This window comes from Streptacidiphilus sp. EB129, from assembly GCF_041262645.1.
In the GTDB taxonomy this organism is placed as follows: domain Bacteria; phylum Actinomycetota; class Actinomycetes; order Streptomycetales; family Streptomycetaceae; genus Streptacidiphilus.
In genome coordinates, this window is sequence record NZ_JBGCCS010000002.1 from 167,012 (window position 1) to 188,959 (window position 21,948).

The window sequence follows — 21,948 nt, forward strand, 5'->3', positions numbered from 1 at the left end:
ACTCTCCTGTTCGGTCGGGCGGTCATTCGGCTGGGCAGTCGGGCGGGCGGTCGGACGGGGCGGTCGTTCGGGTGGCGGTCATTCGGTCCGGCGGTTGACGGTGGCGGCGTCGAGGAAGGCGGGGCGTTCGCCGCCGCCGTGCAGCAGCAGCGAGGCACCGCTGATGTATCCGGCCCGGCGCGAGGCGAGGAAGACGCAGGCGTCGCCGACCTCCTCCGGCCGGGCCAGCCGTCCCAGTGGGACCGTGCGTCCCACCGCCGCGATGCCGTCCTCGTCGCCGTAGTGGAGCTCCGAGGACTCGGTCCTGACCATCCCCAGCACCAGGGTGTTGACCCGTACCGTCGGCGCCCACTCCACGGCCAGGCTGCGGGCGAGGTGGTCGAGCCCCGCCTTGGCGGCCCCGTACGCGGCACTGCCGGGCGAAGGGCGCTGGCCGCTGACGCTGCCGATCATGACGATCGATCCGCCCTCCGGCTGACCCCGCATCACCTGGTAGGCGGCACGGGACAGCAGCAGCGGCGCGACCAGGTTGAGCTCCAGGATGCGCCGGTGCCGCTCGGCCTCCCCCTCCGCCAGCGGCAGGTACGGCGTCCCGCCGGCGTTGTTGACCAGCAGGTCCAGCCGCCCGTACTCGGCGGCGACCTGCTCCAGCAGTTCCGCCGACGCCGCCGGGTCGCGCACGTCCAGGGGCCGGAACCCGGCCTTGCGGCCCGCGACTTCGACCGGTTCGGCCGGGGCCCTGCGGGCCACCGCGACCACCTCCGCACCGGCCGCGAGCAGCGAGCCCACGATGCCCGCGCCGACGCCCCGGGTCCCGCCGGTGACCACGGCCACCCGTCCCGCGAGTTCCCCACTGCCGGCCGGTTCGTTCATCGGGCGCACCTCCGCACTGTCCCTCCCGCACTGTCGGTTCCGCTGTTATGGTGCCACCTAACTAACGTTTGGTGGAAAGGTAGCCGAGAATCCCATGGGTGTCTCCACCTCGCTCCCCCAGGACGGCGTCGCCGTCGTCTCCGTCGACTTCCCTCCGGTCAACGCCCTGCCCGTGGCCGGCTGGTACGAGCTCGCCCGGGCGCTGCGCGAGGCCGGGCAGGACCCCGCCGTGCGGGTGGTGGTGCTGGAGGCCCCGGGGCGCGGCTTCAACGCCGGCGTCGACATCAAGGAGATCCAGCGCGATCCCGGCCCACAGGCCCTGATCGGTGCCAACCGCGGCTGCGCGGAGGCCTTCGCGGCCGTGTACGAGTGCCAGGTGCCGGTGATCGCCGCGGTTCAGGGCTTCTGCCTGGGCGGCGGCATCGGGCTGGTCGGCAACGCCGACGCGGTCGTGGCCAGCGAGGACGCCACCTTCGGCCTGCCCGAGCTGGACCGGGGCGCGCTGGGAGCAGCCACCCACCTGGCCCGGCTGGTGCCGCCGCACCTGATGCGGCCGCTGTACTACACCGGACGCACCGTCACCGCCCAGGAGCTGTACCGGCACGGGTCGGTCTGGCGGGTGGTCCCGCGCGCCGCGCTGCGGGACGCGGCGCTGGAGCTGGCCGGCGAGATCGCCGCCAAGGACGGTTATCTGCTGCGCCTCGCCAAGGAGGCCATCAACGGCATCGACCCGGTCGACGTGCGCCGGAGCTACCGCTTCGAGCAGGGCTTCACCTTCGAGGCCAACCTGGCCGGAGTCTCCGACGCCCACCGCGACGCCTTTGTGACGACCGGTCAGAACGCGACCCAGCACGGCGGAGGACGCTGATGGACAAGCGGATGACAGCCGACCAGGTCGTCGCACGGCTCTCGGACGGGATGACCCTGGGCATCGGCGGCTGGGGCTCGCGGCGCAAGCCGATGGCCCTGGTCCGGGCGGTCCTGCGGTCCGGGCTGACCGACCTGACCGTGGTCGCCTACGGCGGCCCCGACGTCGGCCTGCTGGCGGCGGCCGGCCGGATCCGGCACCTGGTCACCGCCTTCGTGACGCTGGACTCGATCCCGCTGGAGCCGCACTACCGCGCCGCCCGCGAGCGCGGGTCGCTGCGGCTGAGCGAGTACGACGAGGGGATGTTCGTCCAGGGGCTCACCGCCGCCGCGCACCGGCTGCCGTTCCTGCCCACCCGGGCCGGGCTCGGCTCCGACGTGCTGCGGATCAACCCCGAACTGCGCACGGTGACCTCCCCGTACCCGGACGGCGAGGAGCTGGTGGCGATGCCCGCGCTGCGTCTGGACGCCGCGCTGGTGCACCTGAACCGCGCCGACCGGTCCGGCAACGGCCAGTACCTGGGCCCCGACCCGTACATGGACGACCTGTTCGTCGGCGCCGCCGACACCGCGTACCTCAGCTGCGAGCGGGTGGTGGAGACCGGCGAGCTGCTCAAGGAGGGCGGCCCGGCCTCGCTGCTGGTCTCCCGGCACTCCGTCAGCGGGGTCGTCGAGGCGCCGAACGGGGCGCACTTCACCTCCTGCGACCCCGACTACGGGCGCGACGAGGCCTTTCAGCGCGCCTATGCGCAGGCCGCCGCCGACCCGGCCGCCTGGGCCGCGTTCGGGCGCCGCTTCCTGTCCGGGGACGAGGCGTACTACCAGGCCGCCGTGGCGGCGTTCCGAACGGAGCAGAGCCGATGACCACCGCCACCGTCGCCGCCACCCGCGCCGAGTACTGCGTCATCGCCTGTGCCGAGGCCTGGCGCGGCGACGGCGAGGTGCTGGCCGCCGCCATGGGCACGGTCTCCACGCTGGGCGCCCGGCTCGCCAGGCTCACCTTCGCGCCCGAGCTGCTGATCACCGACGGCGAGGCGATGCTGGCCGCCGACGTCCCCGCGCTGGGCGCGGCACCGGCCGCGGTCGAGGGCTGGCTCCCCTACCGGCGGCATCTGGAGATGGTCGCCGGCGGCCACCGCCACGTGATGATGGGCGCCAGCCAGATCGACCGCCACGGCAACCAGAACATCTCCTGCATCGGGGACTGGTCCCGGCCCGACCGCCAGCTCCTGGGGGTCCGCGGCGCCCCCGGCAACACCGCCAACAACCCGACCAGCTACTGGATCCCCCGGCACAGCAGCCGGGTGTTCGTCGAGCGGGTGGACGTGGTCTGCGGGGTCGGCCAGCACCGGCTGGACGGTGCGGCGGGACGGTTCCACGACCTGCGCCGGGTCGTCACCGACCTGGCGGTGCTGGACTTCGGCGGCCCCGACCGGGCGATGCGGCTGTGCTCGGTGCACCCCGGGGTGACCGTGGACCAGGTCGCGGCCGCCACCGGCTTCCCGCTCGCGCTCCCGGACGCCGGCGTGCCGTTCACCCGCGACCCCTCGGCCGAGGAACTGCGGCTGATCCGCGAGGTCCTGGACCCGCGCGGCGCCCGCGACCGCGAGGTACGCCCATGACCCCCGCCGACCACGCCGACCACCGCCCGGACCCCGACGCCGACCACGCCGGCACCAGCCACGGCGCTGACACCGGCCGGGAACAGGCAGCCGACCACGACGCCCGATGCAGCTCCGGCACCCGCCGGGGCCGCGCCGGCGTCCCGCGCCTGGAGACCGCGCTGACGCGGCTCGTGGGCGTCACGCACCCGGTGGTGCAGACCGGCATGGGCTGGGTCGCCGGACCGCGTCTGGTCACCGCCACGGCCCGGGCGGGCGGCCTCGGCATCCTCGCCTCGGCGACCATGTCCCCGGACCGGCTTCGGGCCGCGGTACGGGAGGTGAAGGAGCGCACCGACGCCCCGTTCGGGGTGAACCTGCGCGCCGACGCGGGCGACGCGGGGGAACGCGCGGACATCATCGTCAAGGAGGGCGTGCGGGTGGCCTCCTTCGCGCTGGCGCCCTCACGCGAGCTGATCGCGCGGCTCAGGGACGCGGGCGTGGTGGTCATCCCCTCCGTCGGCGCGCGCAGGCACGCCGAGAAGGTCGCCGCCTGGGGCGTGGACGCGGTCCTGGTCCAGGGCGGCGAGGGCGGCGGGCACACCGGTGCGGTGGCCACCACGGTGCTGCTGCCGCAGGTGGTGGACGCCGTGGACATCCCGGTGATCGCGGCGGGCGGCTTCCGCGACGGCCGGGGCCTGGTCGCGGCCCTCGCCCACGGCGCGGCGGGCATCGCCATGGGCACCCGCTTCCTGCTGACCTCGGACAGCACCGTCCCCGAGCCGGTCAAGGCCCGCTACCTCGCCGCGGGCGTCCAGGACGTCACCGTCACCACCAAGGTCGACGGCCTGCCGCACCGGATGCTCCGCAGCGAGCTGGTCGACGCCCTCGAACGCTCGGGGCGCACCCGTGCGCTGGCCCGCGCGCTGCGGCACGCGGCGGCGTTCCGCGCGGACTCGGGCATGAGCTGGCGCGCGATGGTCCGCGACGGCCTGGCCATGAAGCACGGCCACGACCTGACCTGGAGCCAGGTCCTGCTCGCCGCCAACACCCCGATGCTGCTCAGGGCCGCCATGGTGGACGGCCGCACCGACCTCGGCGTGATGGCCTCCGGCCAGGTCGCCGGCCTGATCGACGACCTGCCCTCGGTCCAGGACCTGATCCACGCGATCATGACGGAGGCCGCGGACGTCCTGACCAACCGCCTACCGACGCCCGACGGCTGCAGCGCATAAGTCGCGGCAGCCCAACGCGTACCTGCGGCACCATAGGCGCATGAGCCTCACGCGCCTGACCGTCTATGCCGATCCCGCGGACCTGGCCATCATCAAGGAGGCAGCGGCACGCGGGGGCGGCGCCCAGTCCGCGATCATCCGCAAAGCCATCCACCGGGAAGCCATTCACCTGGCCGCTCTGGGCAAGGGCGTCCGGACGGAGACTACAGGCCCAGATACCGGCTGAGCGCATGCTCCACTTCTGCCATTTCGTCACGGTCGAGGTAGTGCACCGCGTCGCCGTGGACGAACGTCACGTCCACCGTGCGGATCTGGTCGACGAGCAACCGGGTCGCCTGGCCGTCGATCTCCAATTCCGGCCGGAACACCGAAGCTTGGGCGCTCGTGGAGGTCGGGATGACCGTCGCCACCGTCCAGCTGCCCGAGCTGGGACTCATCACCAGGCCGTAGCGGCGGCCGCGTTGCTCGTGACCCGGTTTGGCGTCGCCGAAATCCACTCGGTACACGGCTCCACGGATCACCAGGCATCGCCTTCGGCGTTGAGGTCCTCGTCCGCGAGACGTTCCATGTCCGAGCGCGCCTGCTCCAGCCACGCCTCGCGTTCCAGAAGCCTGAGCGCGCGGCGGATCACATCGCTGGTGCGCTCGCCCTCCCGTAGCGCGGCCTTGATGATCTTCTCGTCTTCCTCGGTCGGCCGGAACCCTATCGTCGTCGCCATGGCATCAGCCTAGGCGCGTGTCCAACATTTGTAAAACATTCGTTGGACACGACGACGACGCCTGGCCTCGGCGGGCTACAGGCGTTCGATGATGGTGACGTTGGCCTGGCCACCGCCCTCGCACATGGTCTGCAGGCCGTAGCGGCCGCCGGTGCGCTCCAGTTCGTGCAGCAGGGTGGTCATCAGCCGGACGCCGGTGGCGCCCAGGGGGTGGCCGAGGGCGATGGCGCCGCCGTTGACGTTGACCCTCTCCGGGTCCGCGCCGGTCTCCTTCAGCCAGGCCAGCACCACCGGGGCGAACGCCTCGTTGATCTCGACCAGGTCGATGGCGTCGATGGTCATCCCGGCCTTCTTCAGGGCGTACGCGGTGGCCGGGATGGGCGCGGAGAGCATCCGGATCGGGTCCTCGCCGCGCACCGACAGGTGGTGCACCCGGGCGCGCGGGGTGAGGCCGTACTCGCGGACCGCCCGCTCCGACGCGAGCAGCATCGCCGAGGCGCCGTCGGAGACCTGGGAGGAGACGGCGGCGGTGAGCCGGCCGCCCTCGGTGAGCGCGGCGAGGCCGGCCATCTTCTCCAGGCTGGTGTCCCGGCGCGGGCCCTCGTCGTGCCGGACCTCGCCGTACGGGACGATCTCGCGCTCGAAGCGGCCCTCGTCGACGGCCCGCGCCGCGCGCCGGTGCGAGCGCAGCGCGAAGCGCTCCATGTCCTCGCGGGAGATGTCCCACTTGGCGGCGATCATCTCGGCGCCGTGGAACTGGTTCACCGGCTGGTCGCCGTACCGCTCGCGCCAGCCCACCGAGCCGGCGAACGGGCCGTCGGTCAGGCCGAGCGGCACGGCCGCCTCCCGCGAGGCGTAGGCGATCGGGATCTGCGACATGCTCTGGGTGCCGCCGGCCACCACCAGGTCGCTGGTGCCTGACATCACCGCCTGCGCGGCGAAGTGCACCGCCTGCTGGGACGACCCGCACTGCCGGTCGATGGTGACGCCCGGCACCTCCTCGGGCAGCCCGGCCGCCAGCCAGCTGGTCCTGGCGATGTCGCCGGCCTGCGGGCCGACCGTGTCCAGGCAGCCGAAGACCACGTCCTCGACCAGCGCCGGGTCGACCCCGGAGCGCTGGACCAGCGCCTTCAGCACATGCGCGCCGAGGTCGGCGGGGTGCACCTGCGCCAGGCCGCCCCGGCGGCGGCCCACGGGCGTGCGGACGGCTTCGACGATGTAGGCCTCGGGCATGGCGTTCGCTCCTCCTGCGAGAGTTGAGGGCCGCTCAGCGGGCGGTGAGCCCGTCCAGCAGCATGCTCAGGTACTGGCGGGCGATCTCGCCCGCCTCGTGCTTCCCGCCCGGCCGGTACCAGGACGCCGCGACCCAGACGGTGTCGCGGACGAACCGGTACGCCAGGCGGAGGTCCAGGTCGGTGCGGAACACTCCCTCGGCCGCCCCGCGCTCCAGGGTGCCCAGCCAGGCGGTCTCGAAGCGGGTCATCGAGTCGGCGATGTACGCGAACCGGGGCTCTCCGGCCAGGTGGCGCTCGCGCTGGTAGATGGCGACGGCGTCGCGGTGCCGGTCGATCTCCCGGAACGACTCGACGACCAGCGCCTCCAGGGTCTCCCGGGGTCCGAGGCCGGCGGCGAGGACGCTGTCGTAGCCGGCCCAGAGCTCGGTGAGGAAGCCGGACAGGATCTCGTCCAGCATCGACTCCTTGGAGTCGAAGTGGTAGTAGAGGCTGCCGGCGAGGATCCCGGCGGCGTCGGCGATCTCCCGAACCGTGGTGGCGTCGTAGCCCTGGCGGGCGAAGACCTGGGCGGCGGTGGCCAGCAGCTCGTCCCGCCGGGTGCCGGTGGCCGCTCCGGCCGCAGGCGCCGCGGCGGTGGCCGCACCTGCGGCGGAGGCACCGGCGGTGGGGGCACCGGTGGCGGGCTTCGCGGCGCCGGATCGGTCTCCGGGGGCAGTGGTTCGGCCGCCGTTGGCACGGGGGGTCATCGGGTCTCTCCTCGCATCTGACGTCTGCCGCCATTGTCGCCGCGATCGGAGCCGTCCTCACGCATGCTGGCTGCTGACCGAGACGACCTCGCCGGTCATATAGGACGAGTAACCGCTGGCCAGGAAGACGATCACGTTGGCCACCTCCCAGGGCTCGGCCCAGCGCCCGAAGGCCTCGGCCGCGGTCAGCTCGGCGAGCAGCTCGGGGGTGGTGACCTTCACCAGGTGCGGGTGCATGGCCAGGCTCGGGGAGACGGCGTTGACCCGTACCCCGTACTCGACGGCCTCGACCGCCGCGCAGCGGGTCAGTGCCATCACCCCCGCCTTGGCCGCCGCGTAGTGCGCCTGTCCGGCCTGGGCCCGCCAGCCCACCACCGAGGCGTTGTTGACCACGACGCCCCCGGCGCCGGTGGCGCGGAACCGGCGCAGCGCGGCGCGGGTGCAGCGCATGGTGCCGGTGAGGGTGACGTCGAGGACCTTGTCCCACTGCGCGTCGGTCATCTCCACCAGCGGGGCGGTGCCGCCCAGGCCGGCGTTGTTGACCACGATGTCCAGCCGTCCGTGCCGCTCCTCGGCGAGCGCCAGCAACGCGCCGACCTGCTGCTCGTCGGTCACGTCGCAGGGGGTTCCGGCGACGCGCTTCTCGCCGAACTCGGCACCGAGGGCGTCGACGGTCTCCTGCAGCCGACGGGCGTGGGCGTCACCGAGGACCACCTCGGCGCCCTCCTCCAGGAAGCGGCGGGCGGTCGCCCCACCGATCCCGGCGCCTGCGGCCGCGGTGATCACCGCGCCGCGTCCGGCCAGGAGTCCGTGCCCGGGGAGGTAGGCCGGTGTCGTCATCTGCGTGGCTCCCGGATGTCTCGACGGCTGACTTCCCGCACGTTAACCTACCAAACACTTGTTAGGGAAGGTGGAGGCGCCGTGACCGAGCACAGCACAGAGGTGGTCCTGTACGAAGGCCAGGGCCCGGTGGCCGTGGTGACCATGAACCGCCCCGAGTACCGCAACGCCCAGAACTCCGCCATGACCTACGCCCTGGACCGGGCCTTCTACCGGGCCGCCGAGGACCCGGAGGTGAAGGTCGTGGTGCTGCGCGGGGCGGGCCCGCACTTCTCGGCCGGCCACGACATCGGCACGCCCGGACGGGACGCGCACCTGCCGTTCGAGCGGCGGGCGTCGCTGTGGTGGGACCACTCCGCGCGGCAGGGCGCGGAGAGCCGCTTCGCCCGCGAGTCGGAGGTCTACCTCGGCATGTGCCGACGCTGGCGCGAACTGCCCAAGCCGCTCCTCGCCTCGGTCCACGGGGCGTGCGTGGCAGGGGGGTTGATGCTCGCCTGGGTGTGCGATCTGATCGTCGCCAGCGAGGACGCCTTCTTCGCCGACCCGGTGGTCCGGATGGGCATCCCCGGTGTCGAGTACTTCGCCCACCCCTGGGTGCTGCCGCCGCGGATCGCCAAGGAGTTCCTGTACACCGGCGACCGGATGACCGCCCAACGGGCCTACGAGCTGGCCATGGTGAACCGGCTGGTGCCGCGCGCCGACCTGCACGCGGCGACGATGGCGCTGGCCGCCCGGATCGCCGAGATGCCGGCCATGGGCCTGGCCCTCACCAAGCGCGCCGTCAACCAGGCCGAGGACCTTCAGGGCCTGCACAGCGGCCTGGACTCGGTGTTCGGGTTGCACCACCTCGCCCACGCGCACAACGCCGAGACCGCCAAGGACTCGCTGGGCGGCATGGACGCCGCCTCGATGAAGGCGGCGGCACAGCGTCCCGCAGAACAGCCTGTCCGAGAACAGCGGGCGGGCAACTGATGGATCTTCAGTTCAGTACGGCAGAGCAGGAGTTCCGCGCGGAGGCGCGGGCCTGGCTGGCGAAGCACGTCCCCGCCGGGCGCCTGCCCTCGCTGGAGACCGAGGCCGGCTTCGCCGCCCACCGGGAGTGGGAACGGGAGCTGCAGGCGGACCGCTGGGCCGTGGTCTCCTGGCCCCGCGAGTACGGCGGACGCGGCGCCACCCTGCTCCAGTGGCTGACCTTCGAGGAGGAGTACTACGCCGCGGGGGCCCCGGGGCGGGTCACCCAGAACGGCATCAACCTGCTCGCCCCCACCCTGTTCGAACACGGCAGCGCCGAGCAGCGCGCCCGGATCCTGCCGGAGATGGCCGACGGCACGGTGGTCTGGGCGCAGGCCTGGTCCGAGCCGGGCGCGGGCAGCGACCTGGCCGCGCTGCGCTCCACCGCCCGCCGTACGAACGGCGGTTGGCTGCTGGACGGGTCCAAGACCTGGTCCTCGCGGGCGGCCTTCGCGGATAACGCCTTCGGCCTGTTCCGGTCCACTCCGGTCGAGGAGTCCGGGGCCCGCCACCGCGGCCTGACCTACCTGATGTTCCCGCTGGACGCACCGGGGGTGACGGTCCGTCCGATCGGACGGCTGGACGGCCGGCCCGCCTTCGCCGAGCTCTTCCTGGACCAGGTCTTCGTCCCGGACCGGGACGTCATCGGCACGGCCGGCCAGGGCTGGCGCGCGGCGATGAGCACGGCGGGCAACGAGCGCGGGCTCACCCTGCGCAGCCCCGGCCGCTTTCTGGCCGCCGCCGACCGGCTGGTCGCGCTCTGGCGGCGGCTGGGCGACCCGGCCGACACCGCCCTCGCCGAGCGCGTCGCCGACGCGGTGATCCGGGCCAGGGCCTACCAGCTGTCCGCGTTCGCGGCCGCCTCGCGGATCGCCGAGGGTGCGGCCGTCGGCGCGGAGTCCAGCCTCAACAAGATCTACTGGTCCGAGCTGGACATCGCCCTGCACGAGACCGCGCTGGACCTGCTGGGTCCCGACGGCGAGTTGCTGGACCGCCCGGACGGCCGCGACGACTGGGCCGACGGCTATGTGTTCGCACTGGCCGGACCGATCTACGGCGGCACCAACGAGATCCAGCGGGACATCGTCGCCGAGCGGCTGCTCGGCCTGCCGAAGGGACGGCGCGGATGAGATTCCTCCTCGACACCGAGCAGCGGGATTTCGCCGCCAGCCTGGACGCGCTCCTCGGCGCCGCCGACACCCCGGCGGTGATCCGGGCCCGCGCGGCCGGGGACCCGGCTCCGGCGCGGGCGCTGTGGCGCCGGCTCGGCGATGCCGGGGTGTTCGCCCTCGCGGTGCCCGAGGAGTATGGCGGCGTCGGTCTGCTGCCGGTCGAACTGATGGTCGCCTGCGTGGAGTTGGGTCGCCATGCGGTCCCCGGGCCGGTCGCCGAGAGTCTCGCCGCGAGCGTGCTGCTGGACCGGGCCGGGGTGGCGGCACCCGCCGCCCGCTGGCTCCCCCGAGCCGCCTCCGGCGAAGCCGCCCTCACCGTCCCCCCACTCAGCCTCCGGCACGACCCTTCGCCGCTCCGGCCTTCCCCGCCCGAGCCCTCGCCGCTCCGCGCGGCCCCCGCCGACGGCGGGTACGCGGCCGACCCGGACCTGGCCGGCACCGTGCTGCGGGTCGACGGCGACACCCTGGCGGAGGCCCCCTCCCAGGGCCCGTTGCTGTGCTCGCTGGACCCGGCCCGCCTGCTCGGCCGCCCCGGCGACGGCACCCCGCTCGCGACCGGCCCGCAGGTCGCGGCGGCGGCCGCCGAAGCGGCCGGGGTCGGCGCGCTGGCCACTGCCGCGCTGGCCCTGGGCACCGGCCGCCGACTGCTGGCCGGGACGGTCGAGTACGTCGGCACCCGGGTCCAGTTCGGCACGCCCATCGGCGGATTCCAGGCGGTCAAGCACCGGCTGGCGGACGTGCTGCTGCAGCTGGAGTTCGCCGAACCGCTGCTCCACGCCGCGGCGGTGGCGCTCGAGGACGGCCGACCCGGCGCGACCGCCGACGTCGCCGCCGCCAAGGCCGCCTGCGGCGAGGCCGGCTACGCGGCGGCCCGCGCCGCGCTGCAACTGCACGGCGCCATCGGCTACACCGACGAGTTCGACCTGTCGCTGTGGATCCGCCGCGCCCGGGTGCTTCGCACCGCCTGGGGCGGCCCGGCCGAGTGCCGGCGCGCCGTGCTGGCGGCGCGGGCCGGCGTGCTCACCGGCCGGACCTGAGGGTCCTGCCCGGTCCGGTGCAGACCGCACACCCGCCACTGCTCATGGCCTGCGGCAAGCACGACCCCCGCGAACGGTGCCGTGACAACTCGAAGGGCGCCGCCGGCACCGGGTGAGGAGGTGCCGACAGCGCCCTGCCGCGCGGTGACCACTGCGCCGGAGTTCCTGCCGTACTGCTCTTGCTGCTGTTACCGCTGCTGCTGGTCAGATCTCGCCGCGCAGCTTGGCCAGCGCCTCGGCGAGGATCGCCTCACCGTCGGCGTCGCTGCGCCGCTCGCGGACGTACGCCAGGTGGGTCTTGTACGGCTCGGTACGCGGCGGGGCCGGCGGGTTCTCCTCGTCCTGTCCGGCCGGGAAGCCACAGCGCGGGCAGTCCCAGGTCTCCGGGATCTGCGCGTCGGACGCGAAGGACGGACGGGTCTCGTGTCCGTTGGCACACCAGAAGGAGATCCGGAGCCGAGGAGCGGACTCGCCGCGCTCGGCCTCCCCCATGGGACCTGCCCCGACCCTGCTGCCACGAATGGCGTTGCCACTTGCCACGGTCTGACTCCCTGCGTGCTGGTGCGATGCGATAGTCACCTGGGAAGAAACCGTGCCCCCGAGGCCCGGCCCCCACAGTGTCCCGTCGCCCCCCTTCTCCGACGGAGTCGTCCCAGTGTACGGACCGCATAAGTGCCGCCCGACACCGCCACCGGTGACAACCTGGTCACCATGATAGGCGGCGGGGCGACGGTCCGTCAGCTTTCGAGCGGGGACCGCGCTCAGGAACCGGTCTTGGCCTTGAGTAGCAGCGACAGGATGATGATGCAGGCGAACCAGCCGATACCCATGAAAATGGTGATGCGGTCGAGGTTGCGCTCTGCCACCGCGGAGCCACCGCCTGTGGAGGACATACCGCCACCGAACATGTCGGACAGGCCGCCACCCTTGCCCTTGTGCAGCAGGACGAGGGCAACCATCATCAGGCTGAAGAAGATCAGCGCGATCGAGAAGCCGAGGATCACGGCGGGACCAATCTCTCGTGAACGGGGTCTGTGGCGTGCGGGGCTAATGCTTACCGATTGTGAAGCAGTGCGGTAGTGCGGCAGGGCCGGGTCGGCGGTCCTCAACCGCCGTCCCGACCCACACACTCTAGACTGCCGTCAGCCTACTGCCTGGTCCCGGTAACGGACGATCTTCACGAACTCCTCCGGGTCCAGGGCCGCGCCGCCGATCAGGGCGCCGTCCACGTCCGGCTTGGCCATGATCCCGGCCGCGTTCGAGGCCTTCACCGAACCGCCGTAGAGGACCCGGACCTTGTCCGCCAGCTCCTGGCTGTAGAGCTCGGCGAGCCGCACCCGGATCGCCCCGCAGACCTCCTGGGCGTCCTCGGGGGTGGCCACCTCGCCGGTGCCGATGGCCCACACCGGCTCGTAGGCGATGACGATGCGCTCGGCGTCGGCCGCCGGCACGCCCTCCAGGGCGCCGTCGACCTGGGCCAGCGTGTAGGCGACCTGGTTGCCGGCCTTGCGGATGTCCAGACCCTCGCCCACGCAGAGGATCGGGACGATCCCGTGCCGGAAGGCGGCCTGCACCTTGCCGTTGACGACGGCCTCGTTCTCGCCGTGGTACTGGCGCCGCTCCGAGTGGCCGACGGCCACGTAGGTGCACTTCAGCTTGGACAGCATCGGGCCGGAGATCTCGCCGGTGTACGCGCCCGAGTCGTGGGCGGAGATGTCCTGGGCGCCGTACTTGATCTTCAGCTTGTCGCCGTCGATCAGGGTCTGCACCGAACGCAGGTCCGTGAACGGCGGCAGGACGGCGACCTCGACCGAGGCGTAGTCCTTGTCGGTCAGCGCGAACGCCAGCTTCTGCGTGTGCGCGATGGCCTCAAGGTGGTTGAGGTTCATCTTCCAGTTGCCCGCCATCAGCGGGGTACGGGAGTGGGTCATGGTGTCAGTTCTCCAGTGCGGCGAGGCCGGGGAGGGTCTTGCCCTCCAGGTATTCGAGGCTGGCGCCGCCACCCGTCGAGATGTGCCCGAACTTCTTCTCGTCGAAGCCCAGGATGCGGACGGCCGCGGCCGAGTCGCCGCCGCCGACCACCGAGAAGGAGTCGCCGTCGGCCAGCGCCTGGGCGACGGCCTTGGTGCCCTCGGCGAAGGTCGGGTGCTCGAACACGCCCATCGGGCCGTTCCAGAACACGGTCCTGGCGTCCGCCAGCTTGGCCGCGAACAGCTTCCGGGTCTCCGGACCGAGGTCCAGACCCTCCTTGCCGGCGGGGATCGCGTCGCTGGCGACGATCTCGAAGTCCGCGACCGGGGCGTGCGTCCTGGTGTCCGGGAAGTCGGCCGAGACGGCCACGTCGACCGGGAGCACGAACTCCACGCCGTTCTTCTCGGCGCGGTCCAGGTACTCCAGCACGGTCGGGATCTGGTCGGCCTGCAGGATGCTCTTGCCGACCTCGTGGCCCTTGGCCGCGAGGAAGGTGTAGGCCATGCCGCCGCCGATGAGGATCCGGTCGGCCTTGCCCAGCAGGTTGTCGATCACACCGAGCTTGTCGGAGACCTTGGCCCCGCCGAGCACCACCACGTACGGGCGGTCGACCTGCTCGGTGAGGCGCTTGAGCACGGCCACCTCGGTCGCGATCAGCAGGCCCACCGCGTGCGGGAGCCGGGCCGGCAGGTCGTAGACCGAGGCGTGCGTGCGGTGCACCGCGCCGAAGCCGTCGCCGACGTAGAGGTCGGCGAGAGCGGCGAGCCGGTCCGCGAAGGCGCCGCGCTCGGCGTCGTCCTTGCTGGTCTCGCCCGCGTTGAAGCGCAGGTTCTCCAGCAGCACCACGCCGCCGTCCTGGAGGCCGGCCACGGCCTGGGCGGCGCTGTCGCCGACGGTGTCGGTGGCGAACACGACGTCCTGGCCCAGGATCGTGCCGAGGCGTACGGCCACCGGGGCGAGGCTGAACTGGGGGTCGGGCGCGCCCTTGGGACGGCCCAGGTGGGAGGCGACGATCACCTTGGCGCCCGCGGCGACGAGCTTGGCGATGGTCGGGGCGACGGCGCGGATCCGGCCGTCGTCGGTGATGTCGGTGCCGGACAGCGGCACGTTGAGGTCGGCGCGGACGAAAACCCGCTTGCCGGCGACGTCGAGGTCGTCGATGGTCTGCACGGTCAGGACTCTCCGGGGGTGGTGGGGGCCAGGGAAGGGGGAACCGGCGCGACACGGACAGGGTCCGGACCTGTTCCAGTCCGGACCCTGCTCAGATAGCGCGTGCTGCCGTGCAGGTCAGAGCTGGCCACCGACGAGGGTGGTCAGGTTGACGAGACGGTTCGAGTAGCCCCACTCGTTGTCGTACCAGCCGAAGATCTTGACCTGGTTGCCCTGGACCATCGTCATGGGCGCGTCGAAGATGCAGGAGTACGGCGAGTTGACGATGTCGCGGGAGACGATCTCGTCCTCGTTGTAGTACAGGTAGCCCTTGAGCGAGCCCTGCGAGGCCTTCAGGAAGGCCGCGTTGACCTCGTCCTTGGTGACGTCGCGCTCCAGGTCGACCACCAGGTCGGTGATCGAGCCGGTGGGGACGGGGACGCGCAGCGAGGTGCCGTCCAGCTTGCCCTTGAGCTCCGGCAGCACCAGCGCGGTGGCCTTGGCGGCGCCGGTGGAGGTCGGGATGATGCTCAGGGCGGCGGCGCGGGCGCGGCGCAGGTCCTTGTGCGGGAAGTCCAGGGTGACCTGGTCGTTGGTGTACGCGTGAACCGTCGTCATCATGCCCTTGACGATGCCGAAGGCCTCGTGCATGACCTTCGCCATCGGCGCCACGCAGTTGGTGGTGCAGGAGGCGTTGGAGATGATGTCGTGCTTGGCGACGTCCAGCTTGTCGTCGTTCACGCCCATGACGATGGTGATGTCCTCGTCGGAGGCGGGGGCCGAGATCAGGACCTTCTTGGCGCCGGCCGTGATGTGCTTCTTCGCGGCCTCGGCCTTGGTGAAGAAGCCGGTGGACTCGATCACGATGTCGGCGCCCAGGGCGGCCCAGCCGAGGGCGGCGGGATCCCGCTCGGCGGAGACCTTGAAGGTCTTGCCGTCGACGGTGATGGTGTCGTCCGTGTGGGTGACCTCGGCCTGGAGGGTGCCCATGGTCGAGTCGTACTTGAGCAGGTGTGCCAGGGTCTTGGTGTCGGTCAGGTCGTTGACACCGACGATTTCGATGTCCGCGCCCTGGGCCTGAACCGCACGGAAGAAGTTGCGACCAATGCGGCCGAACCCATTGATGCCTACCCGGATCGTCACGAACCGATCTCCTCGCTGATACGCCGACGCGCTGCGTCGACGAGCTGGAATGGGATGTCCCCGACCGCTTAAAACCCTACCCCGCGGGGGTGGCGGAGAGCACATCCGACCGGCCGCACAACTGCGGCACCGCCCCGGGACAGCGCGTCCCGGGGCGGGGCACCGCCGCTCAGCGGGCGGCCAGCTGCTCCGTCCCGTAGGGCTCGGCGGGGTACGGCTGCGCCGCGAAGGACTCGGTCGCGTACGCCTCGCCGTCGTAGGACTCGCCCCCGTAGGGCTGCCCGCCGTGCTGCGCGGAGCCGTAGGACCCCGGGCCGTACCCGCCCTGGCCGTGGGACAGCGAGGCGTAGGAGCCCGCACTGTGGGACATCGAGCCGTGCGACATCGAGCCGTGGCCGTACGAGTCCGGCTCGGACAGGTTGTGCTCGGTGCTGGGCAGGCCCAGCTCGGAGGCGCGCTTGTCCGCCATCGCCAGCAGCCGCCGGATCCGGCCGGCCACCGCGTCCTTGGTCAGCGGCGGGTCCGCGAGCGAGCCCAGCTCCTCCAGCGAGGCCTGCTTGTGCTCCATCCGCAGCCGTCCGGCCGCGGCCAGATGCTCCGGGACCTCCTCGCCGAGGATCTCCAGGGCACGCTGCACCCGGGCACCGGCCGCGACGGCGGCCCGCGCCGAGCGGCGCAGGTTGGCGTCGTCGAAGTTCGCCAGCCGGTTGGCCGTCGCCCGGACCTCGCGGCGCATCCGCCGCTCCTCCCAGGCCAGCACCGACTCGTGCGCGCCGAGACGGGTCAGCAGGGCGCCGATCGCGTCACCGTCCCTGATCACCACCCGGTCCACGCCGCGCACCTCGCGGGCCTTCGCCGAGATGCCCAGCCGCCGGGCCGCGCCGACCAGGGCCAGCGCCGCCTCCGAGCCGGGGCAGGTGATCTCCAGGGAGGAGGACCTGCCGGGCTCGGTGAGCGAGCCGTGCGCCAGGAAGGCGCCGCGCCAGGCCGCCTCCGCGTCACAGGTCGCCCCGGAGACCACCGCCGGGGGAAGCCCCCGGATCGGGCGTCCGCGCCCGTCCACCAGCCCGGTCTGCCGGGCCAGCAGATCGCCGTCCTTCACCACCCGCACCACGTACCGGCTGCCGCGTCGCAGACCGCCGGGGGCCATCACCACCAGATCCGAGGAGTGTCCGAAGATCTCCAGCAGGTCCTTGCGCAGTCGCCGTGCCGCAACGCCGGTGTCCAGCTCCGCCTCGATCACGATGCGTCCGCTCACAATGTGCAGACCGCCCGCGAACCGCAGGATCGCCGAGACCTCCGCCTTGCGGCAGCATGCCCGGGTGACGGGGAGCCGGCTGATTTCGTCCTTCACCGCTGCCGTCATCGCCATGGCGCGATCCTTCCATGTGTTCGGAAGATCCGGTCGTACGCTGCGGCCAGAAGCTCCGGGTCGTGTCGTGGACTCCCGTCCGGGGCCGCGACGTTGTCGAGTGCCAGTTCGGCACCGAGCCGTTTCGCGGCACTGCGCAGCGCCTCCGGGTCGGCGACCGTCGCCCGGTTCGCGAGCACCACGTCCACGGTCAGCTCGGGGGCGTGCGCCTCCAGCACCTCCAGGTGACGCTGCGGCGAGAAGCCCTCGGTCTCACCGGGCTGGGCCACCAGGTTGAGCGCCAGCACCTTCCGGGCCCGGGTGCCCACCAGGGCGTCGCGCAGGTCCGGCACCAGCAGGTGCGGCAGCACGCTGGTGAACCAGGAGCCGGGACCGAGCACCACCCAGTCGGCGTCGCGGACGGCCGCCACCGCCTCGGGCACGGCCGGCGGGTCCTGCGGCAGCAGCCGCACCGACTCGACCTCGCCCGGGGTGACCGCGACCTTCGCCTGGCCGCGCACGGTGTCCAGCCGCTCCGGCTCGGCCGGGTCCACGCCGCGCACGCTGGCCTCGATGTCCAGCGGGACCGAGGACATCGGCAGCACCCGGCCCTGCGCGCCCAGCAGGGTGCCGACGTAGGCCAGCGCCTCCACCGGGTCGCCGAGCTTCTCCCACAGGGCCACGATCAGCAGGTTGCCGACCGCGTGGCCGTGCAGGTCGCCGTCGCTCTGGAACCGGTGCTGGATCACCTCGGACCAGGTCCGGCCCCAGTCGTCGTCCCCGCACAACGCGGCCAGCGCCTTGCGCAGGTCGCCCGGCGGGAGCACGCCCAGCTCGGCCCGGAGCCGCCCGCTGGAGCCGCCGTCGTCGGCGACGGTGACCACGGCGGTCAGATCACCGGTGAGTCTGCGCAGCGCCCGCAGCGAGGCGGCGAGCCCCTGCCCGCCGCCCAGCGCGGTGATCTTCGGGGCCCCCCGGCGGCGGACCTGCCGTCCGGCAACGATGTGTGACGCCACCCATGCCCCTCGCTGTCCTGCTGTGCGCTGCCCTGCCGGCGTGCTGTCCTGCCGGTGCTGCCTGCCTGTCTGCCCGGTCAGGCGTCGCCGACTACTCGCGCCCCATGTCCCGGTGCACCAGCACCGTCTCCAGACCGTCGGCGATCAGACGCTTCGCCAGCCGCTCGGACATGGCCACGCTGCGGTGCTTCCCACCGGTGCAGCCTACGGCAACTGTCATATACCGCTTGCCCTCCCGGCGGTAGCCGTCGGTCACAATGCGCAGCAGATCGCCGTACTGGTCCAGGAACTCCTTGGCTCCCGGCTGGTCGAAGACGTAGCCGGCCACGTCCTCGTCGGTGCCGGTGCGGGAACGCAGTTCGGGGACCCAGTGCGGGTTGGGCAGGAAGCGGCAGTCCACCACCAGGTCGGCGTCCACCGGCAGGCCGTACTTGAAGCCGAAGGACATCACCGTGGCCCTGAGCTGCGGCTCCTGGTCGTCGGAGAACTGGGCGTCCATCTTGGCGCGCAGCTCGTGGACGTTGAGGCCGGAGGTGTCGATCACCAGGTCGGCCTCACCGCGCAGGTCCCGCAGCAGGGTGCGCTCCTGCTCGATGCCGTCGACGATCCGGCCGTCGCCCTGCAGCGGGTGCGGTCGGCGCACGCTCTCGAACCGCCGTACCAGCGCGTCGTCCGAGGCCTCCAGGAAGACCACCCGGAGCCGGACCCCGCGCTTCTCCAGGTCCTCCAGCGAGGCCAGCAGGTCGTCGAAGAAGCTGCGCCCGCGCACGTCCACCACGGCCCCTATCCGGGCCACCGCGCCCTGGGACCGCGCACCGAGGTCGACCATGGTCGGTATCAACGACGGCGGCAGGTTGTCGACGACGAACCAGCCGAGGTCCTCCAGGCACTTCGCCGCCGTGCTGCGACCAGCCCCGGACATCCCGGAGATGATCACCAGCTCGGGGACGATCTCACCGCCGGACATACTCACGTGTTCTCCCCATGCTCGTTGGTGCCGCTGCCGGTACTGGGAACAACGTCCCCGACCGCTGTCGGCTTCCCGTCAGGCTGACCCTCACCCTGTCGAGTGGCCAGGTCAGCCCTGGTGACGCCATCCGCCGTGTCGCTCTCGTCAAGGATCTCCCCGGTGGAGGTGTTGACGACAGGAGCGGAAGGTGTACGGGTGGCCAACGCTGCCACAACGGCCTCCGCGGTGCGCAGCCCCACGCCGGGGACCTCGCAGATCTCTGTCACGGTGGCGGTACGCAGCCGCTTCAGGGAGCCGAAGTGCTTCAGCAGCGCCTGCCTGCGGGTCTCCCCCAGGCCCGGGACGGCGTCGAGGCCACCGGTGGTGAGCCGCTTGGAGCGCTTCTGGCGCTGGTAGGCGATGGCGAAGCGGTGCGCCTCGTCGCGGACCCGCTGCAGCAGGTAGAGGCCCTCGGAGCTGCGCGGCAGGATCACCGGGTCGTCCTCCTCCGGGAGCCAGACCTCCTCCAGCCGCTTGGCCAGCCCGCACAGCGCCACGTCGGTGACGCCCAGTTCCTGCAGCGCCCGCTGCGCGGCCGCGACCTGCGGCTCGCCGCCGTCGACCACGATCAGCTGCGGCGGGTAGGCGAAGCGGCGCGGCCTGCCGGTCTCCTCGTCCCGGTCGGGCTTCGCCTCGGTGTGCCGGAACCGCCGGGTGATCACCTCGTGCATGGAGCGGACGTCGTCCTGCCCCTCGAAGCTCTTGATCGCGAAGCGCCGGTACTCGCTCTTGCGGGCCAGGCCGTCCTCGAAGACCACCATGGACGCGACCACGTCCTCGCCCTGCAGGTGCGAGATGTCGTAGCACTCGATCCGCAGCGGGGCGGTGTCCAGCCCGAGGGCGTCGGCGATCTCCTGCAGCGCGACGCTGCGGGTGGTGAGGTCGGAGGCGCGCCTGGTCTTGTGCAGGGCCAGCGCCTGGGCGGCGTTGCGCTCCACGGTGACCATCAGCTCGCGCTTGTCGCCGCGCTGCGGCACCCGCAGGTCGACGCTGCTCCCCCGGCGGTCGCTGAGCCACTGGGCGAGCGGCTGCACCGGGTCCGGCAGGGCCGGCACCAGCACCTCGCGCGGCACCGCCTCACCGGTCTCCTCCCCGTACAGCTGCAGCAGGGCGTGCTCGACCAGACCGGCGGTGTCGACGGCCTCGACCTTGTCGGTGACCCAGCCGCGCTGACCGCGCACCCGGCCGCCGCGGACGTGGAATATCTGGACCGCGGCCTCCAGTTCGTCCTCGGCCACGGCGAGCAGGTCGGCGTCGGTGGCGTCGCCGAGGACGATCGCGTTCTTCTCCATGGCGCGCTTCAGCGCCTCGATGTCGTCGCGCAGCCGTCCGGCCCGCTCGTACTCCATCGCGGCCGCCGCCTGCTTCATCTCCTGCTCCAGCCGGCGCAGGTGGGCGCCGGTCCGGCCGGCCATGAAGTCGCAGAACTCCTCCGCGAGTTCGCGGTGGTCCTCGGCCGAGATCCGGCCGACACAGGGCGCCGAGCACTTGTCGATGTACCCGAGCAGGCAGGGCCGGCCCACCTGTTCGGCGCGCTTGAACACCCCGGCCGAGCAGGTGCGGACCGGGAAGGCGTGCAGCATCAGGTCGACCGTCTCGCGGATCGCCCAGGCGTGCCCGTACGGGCCGAAGTAGCGCACCCCGCGCTTCTTCGGCCCGCGCATCACCTGGACCCGGGGGAACTCCTCGTTCAGCGTCACCGCGAGCGAGGGGTAGCTCTTGTCGTCGCGGTACTTGACGTTGAAGCGCGGGTCGAACTCCTTGATCCAGCTGTACTCCAGCTGCAGCGCCTCGACCTCGGTGCCGACCACGGTCCACTCCACGGACGCGGCGGTGGTCACCATCTGCCGGGTCCGCGGGTGCAGGTTCGCCAGATCCTGGAAGTACGACGACAGCCGCGGGCGCAGGCTCTTCGCCTTACCAACGTAGATCACCCGGGAGTTGGCGTCACGGAACTTGTAGACGCCGGGGGAGGTCGGGATCTGCCCGGGCGCGGGTCGGTAGGTGGACGGGTCGGCCATCAGTCGCCCCCAACCGTGCAGGCGGCCGCCGGCCAGCACCTACGAGGTCGTGACATGCCATTTCTCCCCTGCAAACGGATCAGCCGAGACACTGACGACAGTAGCGCTCCGGAGCGGCACAGCGTCGACTTGTCCGAGGCGATCCATCCTGTGGGACGTTTTCGGAACGTCGCTGTTGATATCGATGCGTCGGGCCCCAGCACCCTTCCGGCTGCCTCGCTGGCGTGGGGCCCCGTCCACGCGTCAGCAGGGCACCGGGGCGACAGCCGCTGCCGCATCGACACGGGACTCGCACGCCTTGTGCTCCACTGCCGAACCTCGCCGGCTTTCAGGCGTGACCCTGGAGAGCGAGAGGCTTCCTCGCCAACCGAACACGTCGGGCTGGGCGCGGCGGAACTCAACTACCAAACAGGTACCCTCCCCGACACCCGTGCTGAGGGCATCGGTCATGTCGCTCACCAGGTCGAGGACCGGTTGCATCAGAGACCGCCAGACCCCCACGGCACCCATTACCGGCGGGGCGATCGAGGCCTCGGCCACCGGTTCGCGAACCGATTCCGGTGCCTCGGTCACAGCCTGGTGCTGCTGGGTAGCCAGGTCCCACAGCTCCAGGAGGACTTCGCCGTTGCCCTCGGTCACGCTCGCAAATGTCTCGACCGCACTGCGTGGTGGCAGCATCTTTCCGTTGACCCACCGTTCCCATGAAGATTTCGCGTAGTGGGTGCGCTTGCTGATCTGAGCGAAACTCAACCCGGATGCGGACTTCAGGACTTGCAGCTCTCGTGCCAGCCAGGCTGCGGCTGCCTGGCCTGTTCGGTCCGAAAGGCAATCAGACTCCATTGGTGGTACATCCCCCTTGGACTGCGGCTCGGCAGGCGTCGCTGCCGTCTCAGGCAACTGTGGCCTGGCACACCGGTCCTTCCGCACCATGGCGCGGATCGTGAGACGGTCCC

The 21,948-nt window shown here is 72.1% G+C and carries 23 protein-coding genes and 1 pseudogene; 8 read left to right on the forward strand and 16 right to left on the reverse strand.

What is annotated here, in order from left to right; translation table 11 throughout:
• Positions 1–78: 78 nt before the first annotated feature.
• Positions 79–873 carry an SDR family oxidoreductase gene (locus ABH925_RS02950; protein ID WP_370145141.1) on the reverse strand — a complete coding sequence of 265 codons (795 nt, stop codon included), beginning with the start codon at positions 871–873 and terminating at the stop codon, positions 79–81.
• A gap of 94 nt (positions 874–967) precedes the next feature.
• On the opposite strand from ABH925_RS02950, the gene ABH925_RS02955 reads away from it, so the two are divergent.
• The 5 genes from ABH925_RS02955 (at position 968) to ABH925_RS02975 (ending at position 4,802) form a co-directional block, all read left to right on the forward strand.
• Positions 968–1,741 (forward strand): enoyl-CoA hydratase family protein, encoded by a 774-nt coding sequence (locus tag ABH925_RS02955; RefSeq protein ID WP_370145142.1) that lies wholly within the window; start codon positions 968–970, stop codon positions 1,739–1,741.
• On the forward strand, positions 1,741–2,604 hold the full coding sequence (locus ABH925_RS02960) for a CoA transferase subunit A (RefSeq protein ID WP_370145143.1): 864 nt from the start codon (positions 1,741–1,743) through the stop codon (positions 2,602–2,604). Before ABH925_RS02955 ends, ABH925_RS02960 begins: the two co-directional genes overlap by 1 nt.
• A complete protein-coding gene (locus tag ABH925_RS02965) occupies positions 2,601–3,362 on the forward strand; it encodes a CoA-transferase subunit beta (protein WP_370145144.1) in 762 nt (253 codons plus the stop codon). The genes ABH925_RS02960 and ABH925_RS02965 overlap by 4 nt, the downstream gene beginning before the upstream one ends.
• Before the next feature lie 149 nt (positions 3,363–3,511).
• Positions 3,512–4,576 (forward strand): NAD(P)H-dependent flavin oxidoreductase, encoded by a 1,065-nt coding sequence (locus tag ABH925_RS02970; RefSeq protein ID WP_370145408.1) that lies wholly within the window; start codon positions 3,512–3,514, stop codon positions 4,574–4,576.
• A 40-nt stretch (positions 4,577–4,616) separates the two neighbouring features.
• Positions 4,617–4,802: a CopG family transcriptional regulator gene (locus tag ABH925_RS02975; RefSeq protein WP_370145145.1), complete on the forward strand. Its 186-nt coding sequence runs from the start codon at positions 4,617–4,619 to the stop codon at positions 4,800–4,802.
• Here ABH925_RS02975 and ABH925_RS02980 read toward each other — a convergent pair.
• The 5 genes from ABH925_RS02980 to ABH925_RS03000 all read right to left on the reverse strand — a co-directional run bounded on the left by ABH925_RS02980 (position 4,780) and on the right by ABH925_RS03000 (position 8,115).
• Positions 4,780–5,073 (reverse strand): type II toxin-antitoxin system PemK/MazF family toxin, encoded by a 294-nt coding sequence (locus ABH925_RS02980; RefSeq protein ID WP_370145146.1) that lies wholly within the window; start codon positions 5,071–5,073, stop codon positions 4,780–4,782. The genes ABH925_RS02975 and ABH925_RS02980 overlap by 23 nt on opposite strands.
• Before the next feature lie 20 nt (positions 5,074–5,093).
• Entirely contained in the window at positions 5,094–5,294 is a 201-nt protein-coding gene (locus tag ABH925_RS02985; protein WP_370145147.1) for a hypothetical protein, read from the reverse strand.
• A gap of 75 nt (positions 5,295–5,369) precedes the next feature.
• Positions 5,370–6,527 (reverse strand): acetyl-CoA C-acetyltransferase, encoded by a 1,158-nt coding sequence (locus ABH925_RS02990; protein WP_370145148.1) that lies wholly within the window; start codon positions 6,525–6,527, stop codon positions 5,370–5,372.
• Positions 6,528–6,561: 34 nt separating this feature from the next.
• Entirely contained in the window at positions 6,562–7,275 is a 714-nt protein-coding gene (locus ABH925_RS02995; RefSeq protein WP_370145149.1) for a TetR/AcrR family transcriptional regulator, read from the reverse strand.
• Between the two features lie 57 nt (positions 7,276–7,332).
• Positions 7,333–8,115 carry an SDR family oxidoreductase gene (locus tag ABH925_RS03000; RefSeq protein ID WP_370145150.1) on the reverse strand — a complete coding sequence of 261 codons (783 nt, stop codon included), beginning with the start codon at positions 8,113–8,115 and terminating at the stop codon, positions 7,333–7,335.
• 81 nt (positions 8,116–8,196) lie between these two features.
• Between ABH925_RS03000 and ABH925_RS03005 the strand changes: the two genes are divergently transcribed.
• Genes ABH925_RS03005 through ABH925_RS03015 form a run of 3 tightly spaced genes read left to right on the forward strand, consistent with a single transcriptional unit; the run spans position 8,197 to position 11,335 of the window.
• Positions 8,197–9,087 (forward strand): enoyl-CoA hydratase, encoded by an 891-nt coding sequence (locus tag ABH925_RS03005; protein WP_370145151.1) that lies wholly within the window; start codon positions 8,197–8,199, stop codon positions 9,085–9,087.
• Positions 9,087–10,256, forward strand: a complete 1,170-nt coding sequence (locus ABH925_RS03010) for an acyl-CoA dehydrogenase family protein (protein ID WP_370145152.1) — start codon at positions 9,087–9,089, stop codon at positions 10,254–10,256. The genes ABH925_RS03005 and ABH925_RS03010 overlap by 1 nt, the downstream gene beginning before the upstream one ends.
• Entirely contained in the window at positions 10,253–11,335 is a 1,083-nt protein-coding gene (locus tag ABH925_RS03015; protein ID WP_370145153.1) for an acyl-CoA dehydrogenase family protein, read from the forward strand. Before ABH925_RS03010 ends, ABH925_RS03015 begins: the two co-directional genes overlap by 4 nt.
• Before the next feature lie 204 nt (positions 11,336–11,539).
• Here ABH925_RS03015 and ABH925_RS03020 read toward each other — a convergent pair whose 3' ends face one another.
• From ABH925_RS03020 to ABH925_RS03065, 10 genes and pseudogenes are all read right to left on the reverse strand, one after another.
• Entirely contained in the window at positions 11,540–11,875 is a 336-nt protein-coding gene (locus tag ABH925_RS03020) for an RNA polymerase-binding protein RbpA (protein ID WP_123501027.1), read from the reverse strand.
• A 221-nt stretch (positions 11,876–12,096) separates the two neighbouring features.
• Positions 12,097–12,339 carry a preprotein translocase subunit SecG gene (secG, locus tag ABH925_RS03025; RefSeq protein WP_370145154.1) on the reverse strand — a complete coding sequence of 81 codons (243 nt, stop codon included), beginning with the start codon at positions 12,337–12,339 and terminating at the stop codon, positions 12,097–12,099.
• A 138-nt stretch (positions 12,340–12,477) separates the two neighbouring features.
• Positions 12,478–13,266, reverse strand: coding sequence for a triose-phosphate isomerase (tpiA, locus tag ABH925_RS03030; protein WP_370145155.1), 789 nt, complete (start codon positions 13,264–13,266; stop codon positions 12,478–12,480).
• A gap of 4 nt (positions 13,267–13,270) precedes the next feature.
• Positions 13,271–14,476: a phosphoglycerate kinase gene (gene pgk, locus ABH925_RS03035; protein WP_370145157.1), complete on the reverse strand. Its 1,206-nt coding sequence runs from the start codon at positions 14,474–14,476 to the stop codon at positions 13,271–13,273.
• A 117-nt stretch (positions 14,477–14,593) separates the two neighbouring features.
• Entirely contained in the window at positions 14,594–15,598 is a 1,005-nt protein-coding gene (gap, locus tag ABH925_RS03040) for a type I glyceraldehyde-3-phosphate dehydrogenase (RefSeq protein ID WP_370145158.1), read from the reverse strand.
• 409 nt (positions 15,599–16,007) lie between these two features.
• Positions 16,008–16,970, reverse strand: a pseudogene (gene whiA / locus ABH925_RS03045) (DNA-binding protein WhiA); the annotation flags it as partial.
• On the reverse strand, positions 16,961–18,046 hold the full coding sequence (yvcK, locus tag ABH925_RS03050) for a uridine diphosphate-N-acetylglucosamine-binding protein YvcK (protein ID WP_370145409.1): 1,086 nt from the start codon (positions 18,044–18,046) through the stop codon (positions 16,961–16,963). The pseudogene whiA and the gene yvcK, both read right to left, overlap by 10 nt.
• A 10-nt stretch (positions 18,047–18,056) precedes the next feature.
• The gene (rapZ, locus tag ABH925_RS03055) at positions 18,057–18,932 is read right to left on the reverse strand and encodes an RNase adapter RapZ (RefSeq protein ID WP_370145410.1); all 876 of its coding nucleotides are present in this window, start codon (positions 18,930–18,932) and stop codon (positions 18,057–18,059) included.
• 2 nt (positions 18,933–18,934) lie between these two features.
• Entirely contained in the window at positions 18,935–20,995 is a 2,061-nt protein-coding gene (gene uvrC, locus ABH925_RS03060) for an excinuclease ABC subunit UvrC (protein ID WP_370145159.1), read from the reverse strand.
• Positions 20,996–21,238: 243 nt separating this feature from the next.
• On the reverse strand, positions 21,239–21,925 hold the full coding sequence (locus tag ABH925_RS03065; protein WP_370145160.1) for a helix-turn-helix domain-containing protein: 687 nt from the start codon (positions 21,923–21,925) through the stop codon (positions 21,239–21,241).
• Between the last annotated feature and the right edge of the window lie 23 nt (positions 21,926–21,948).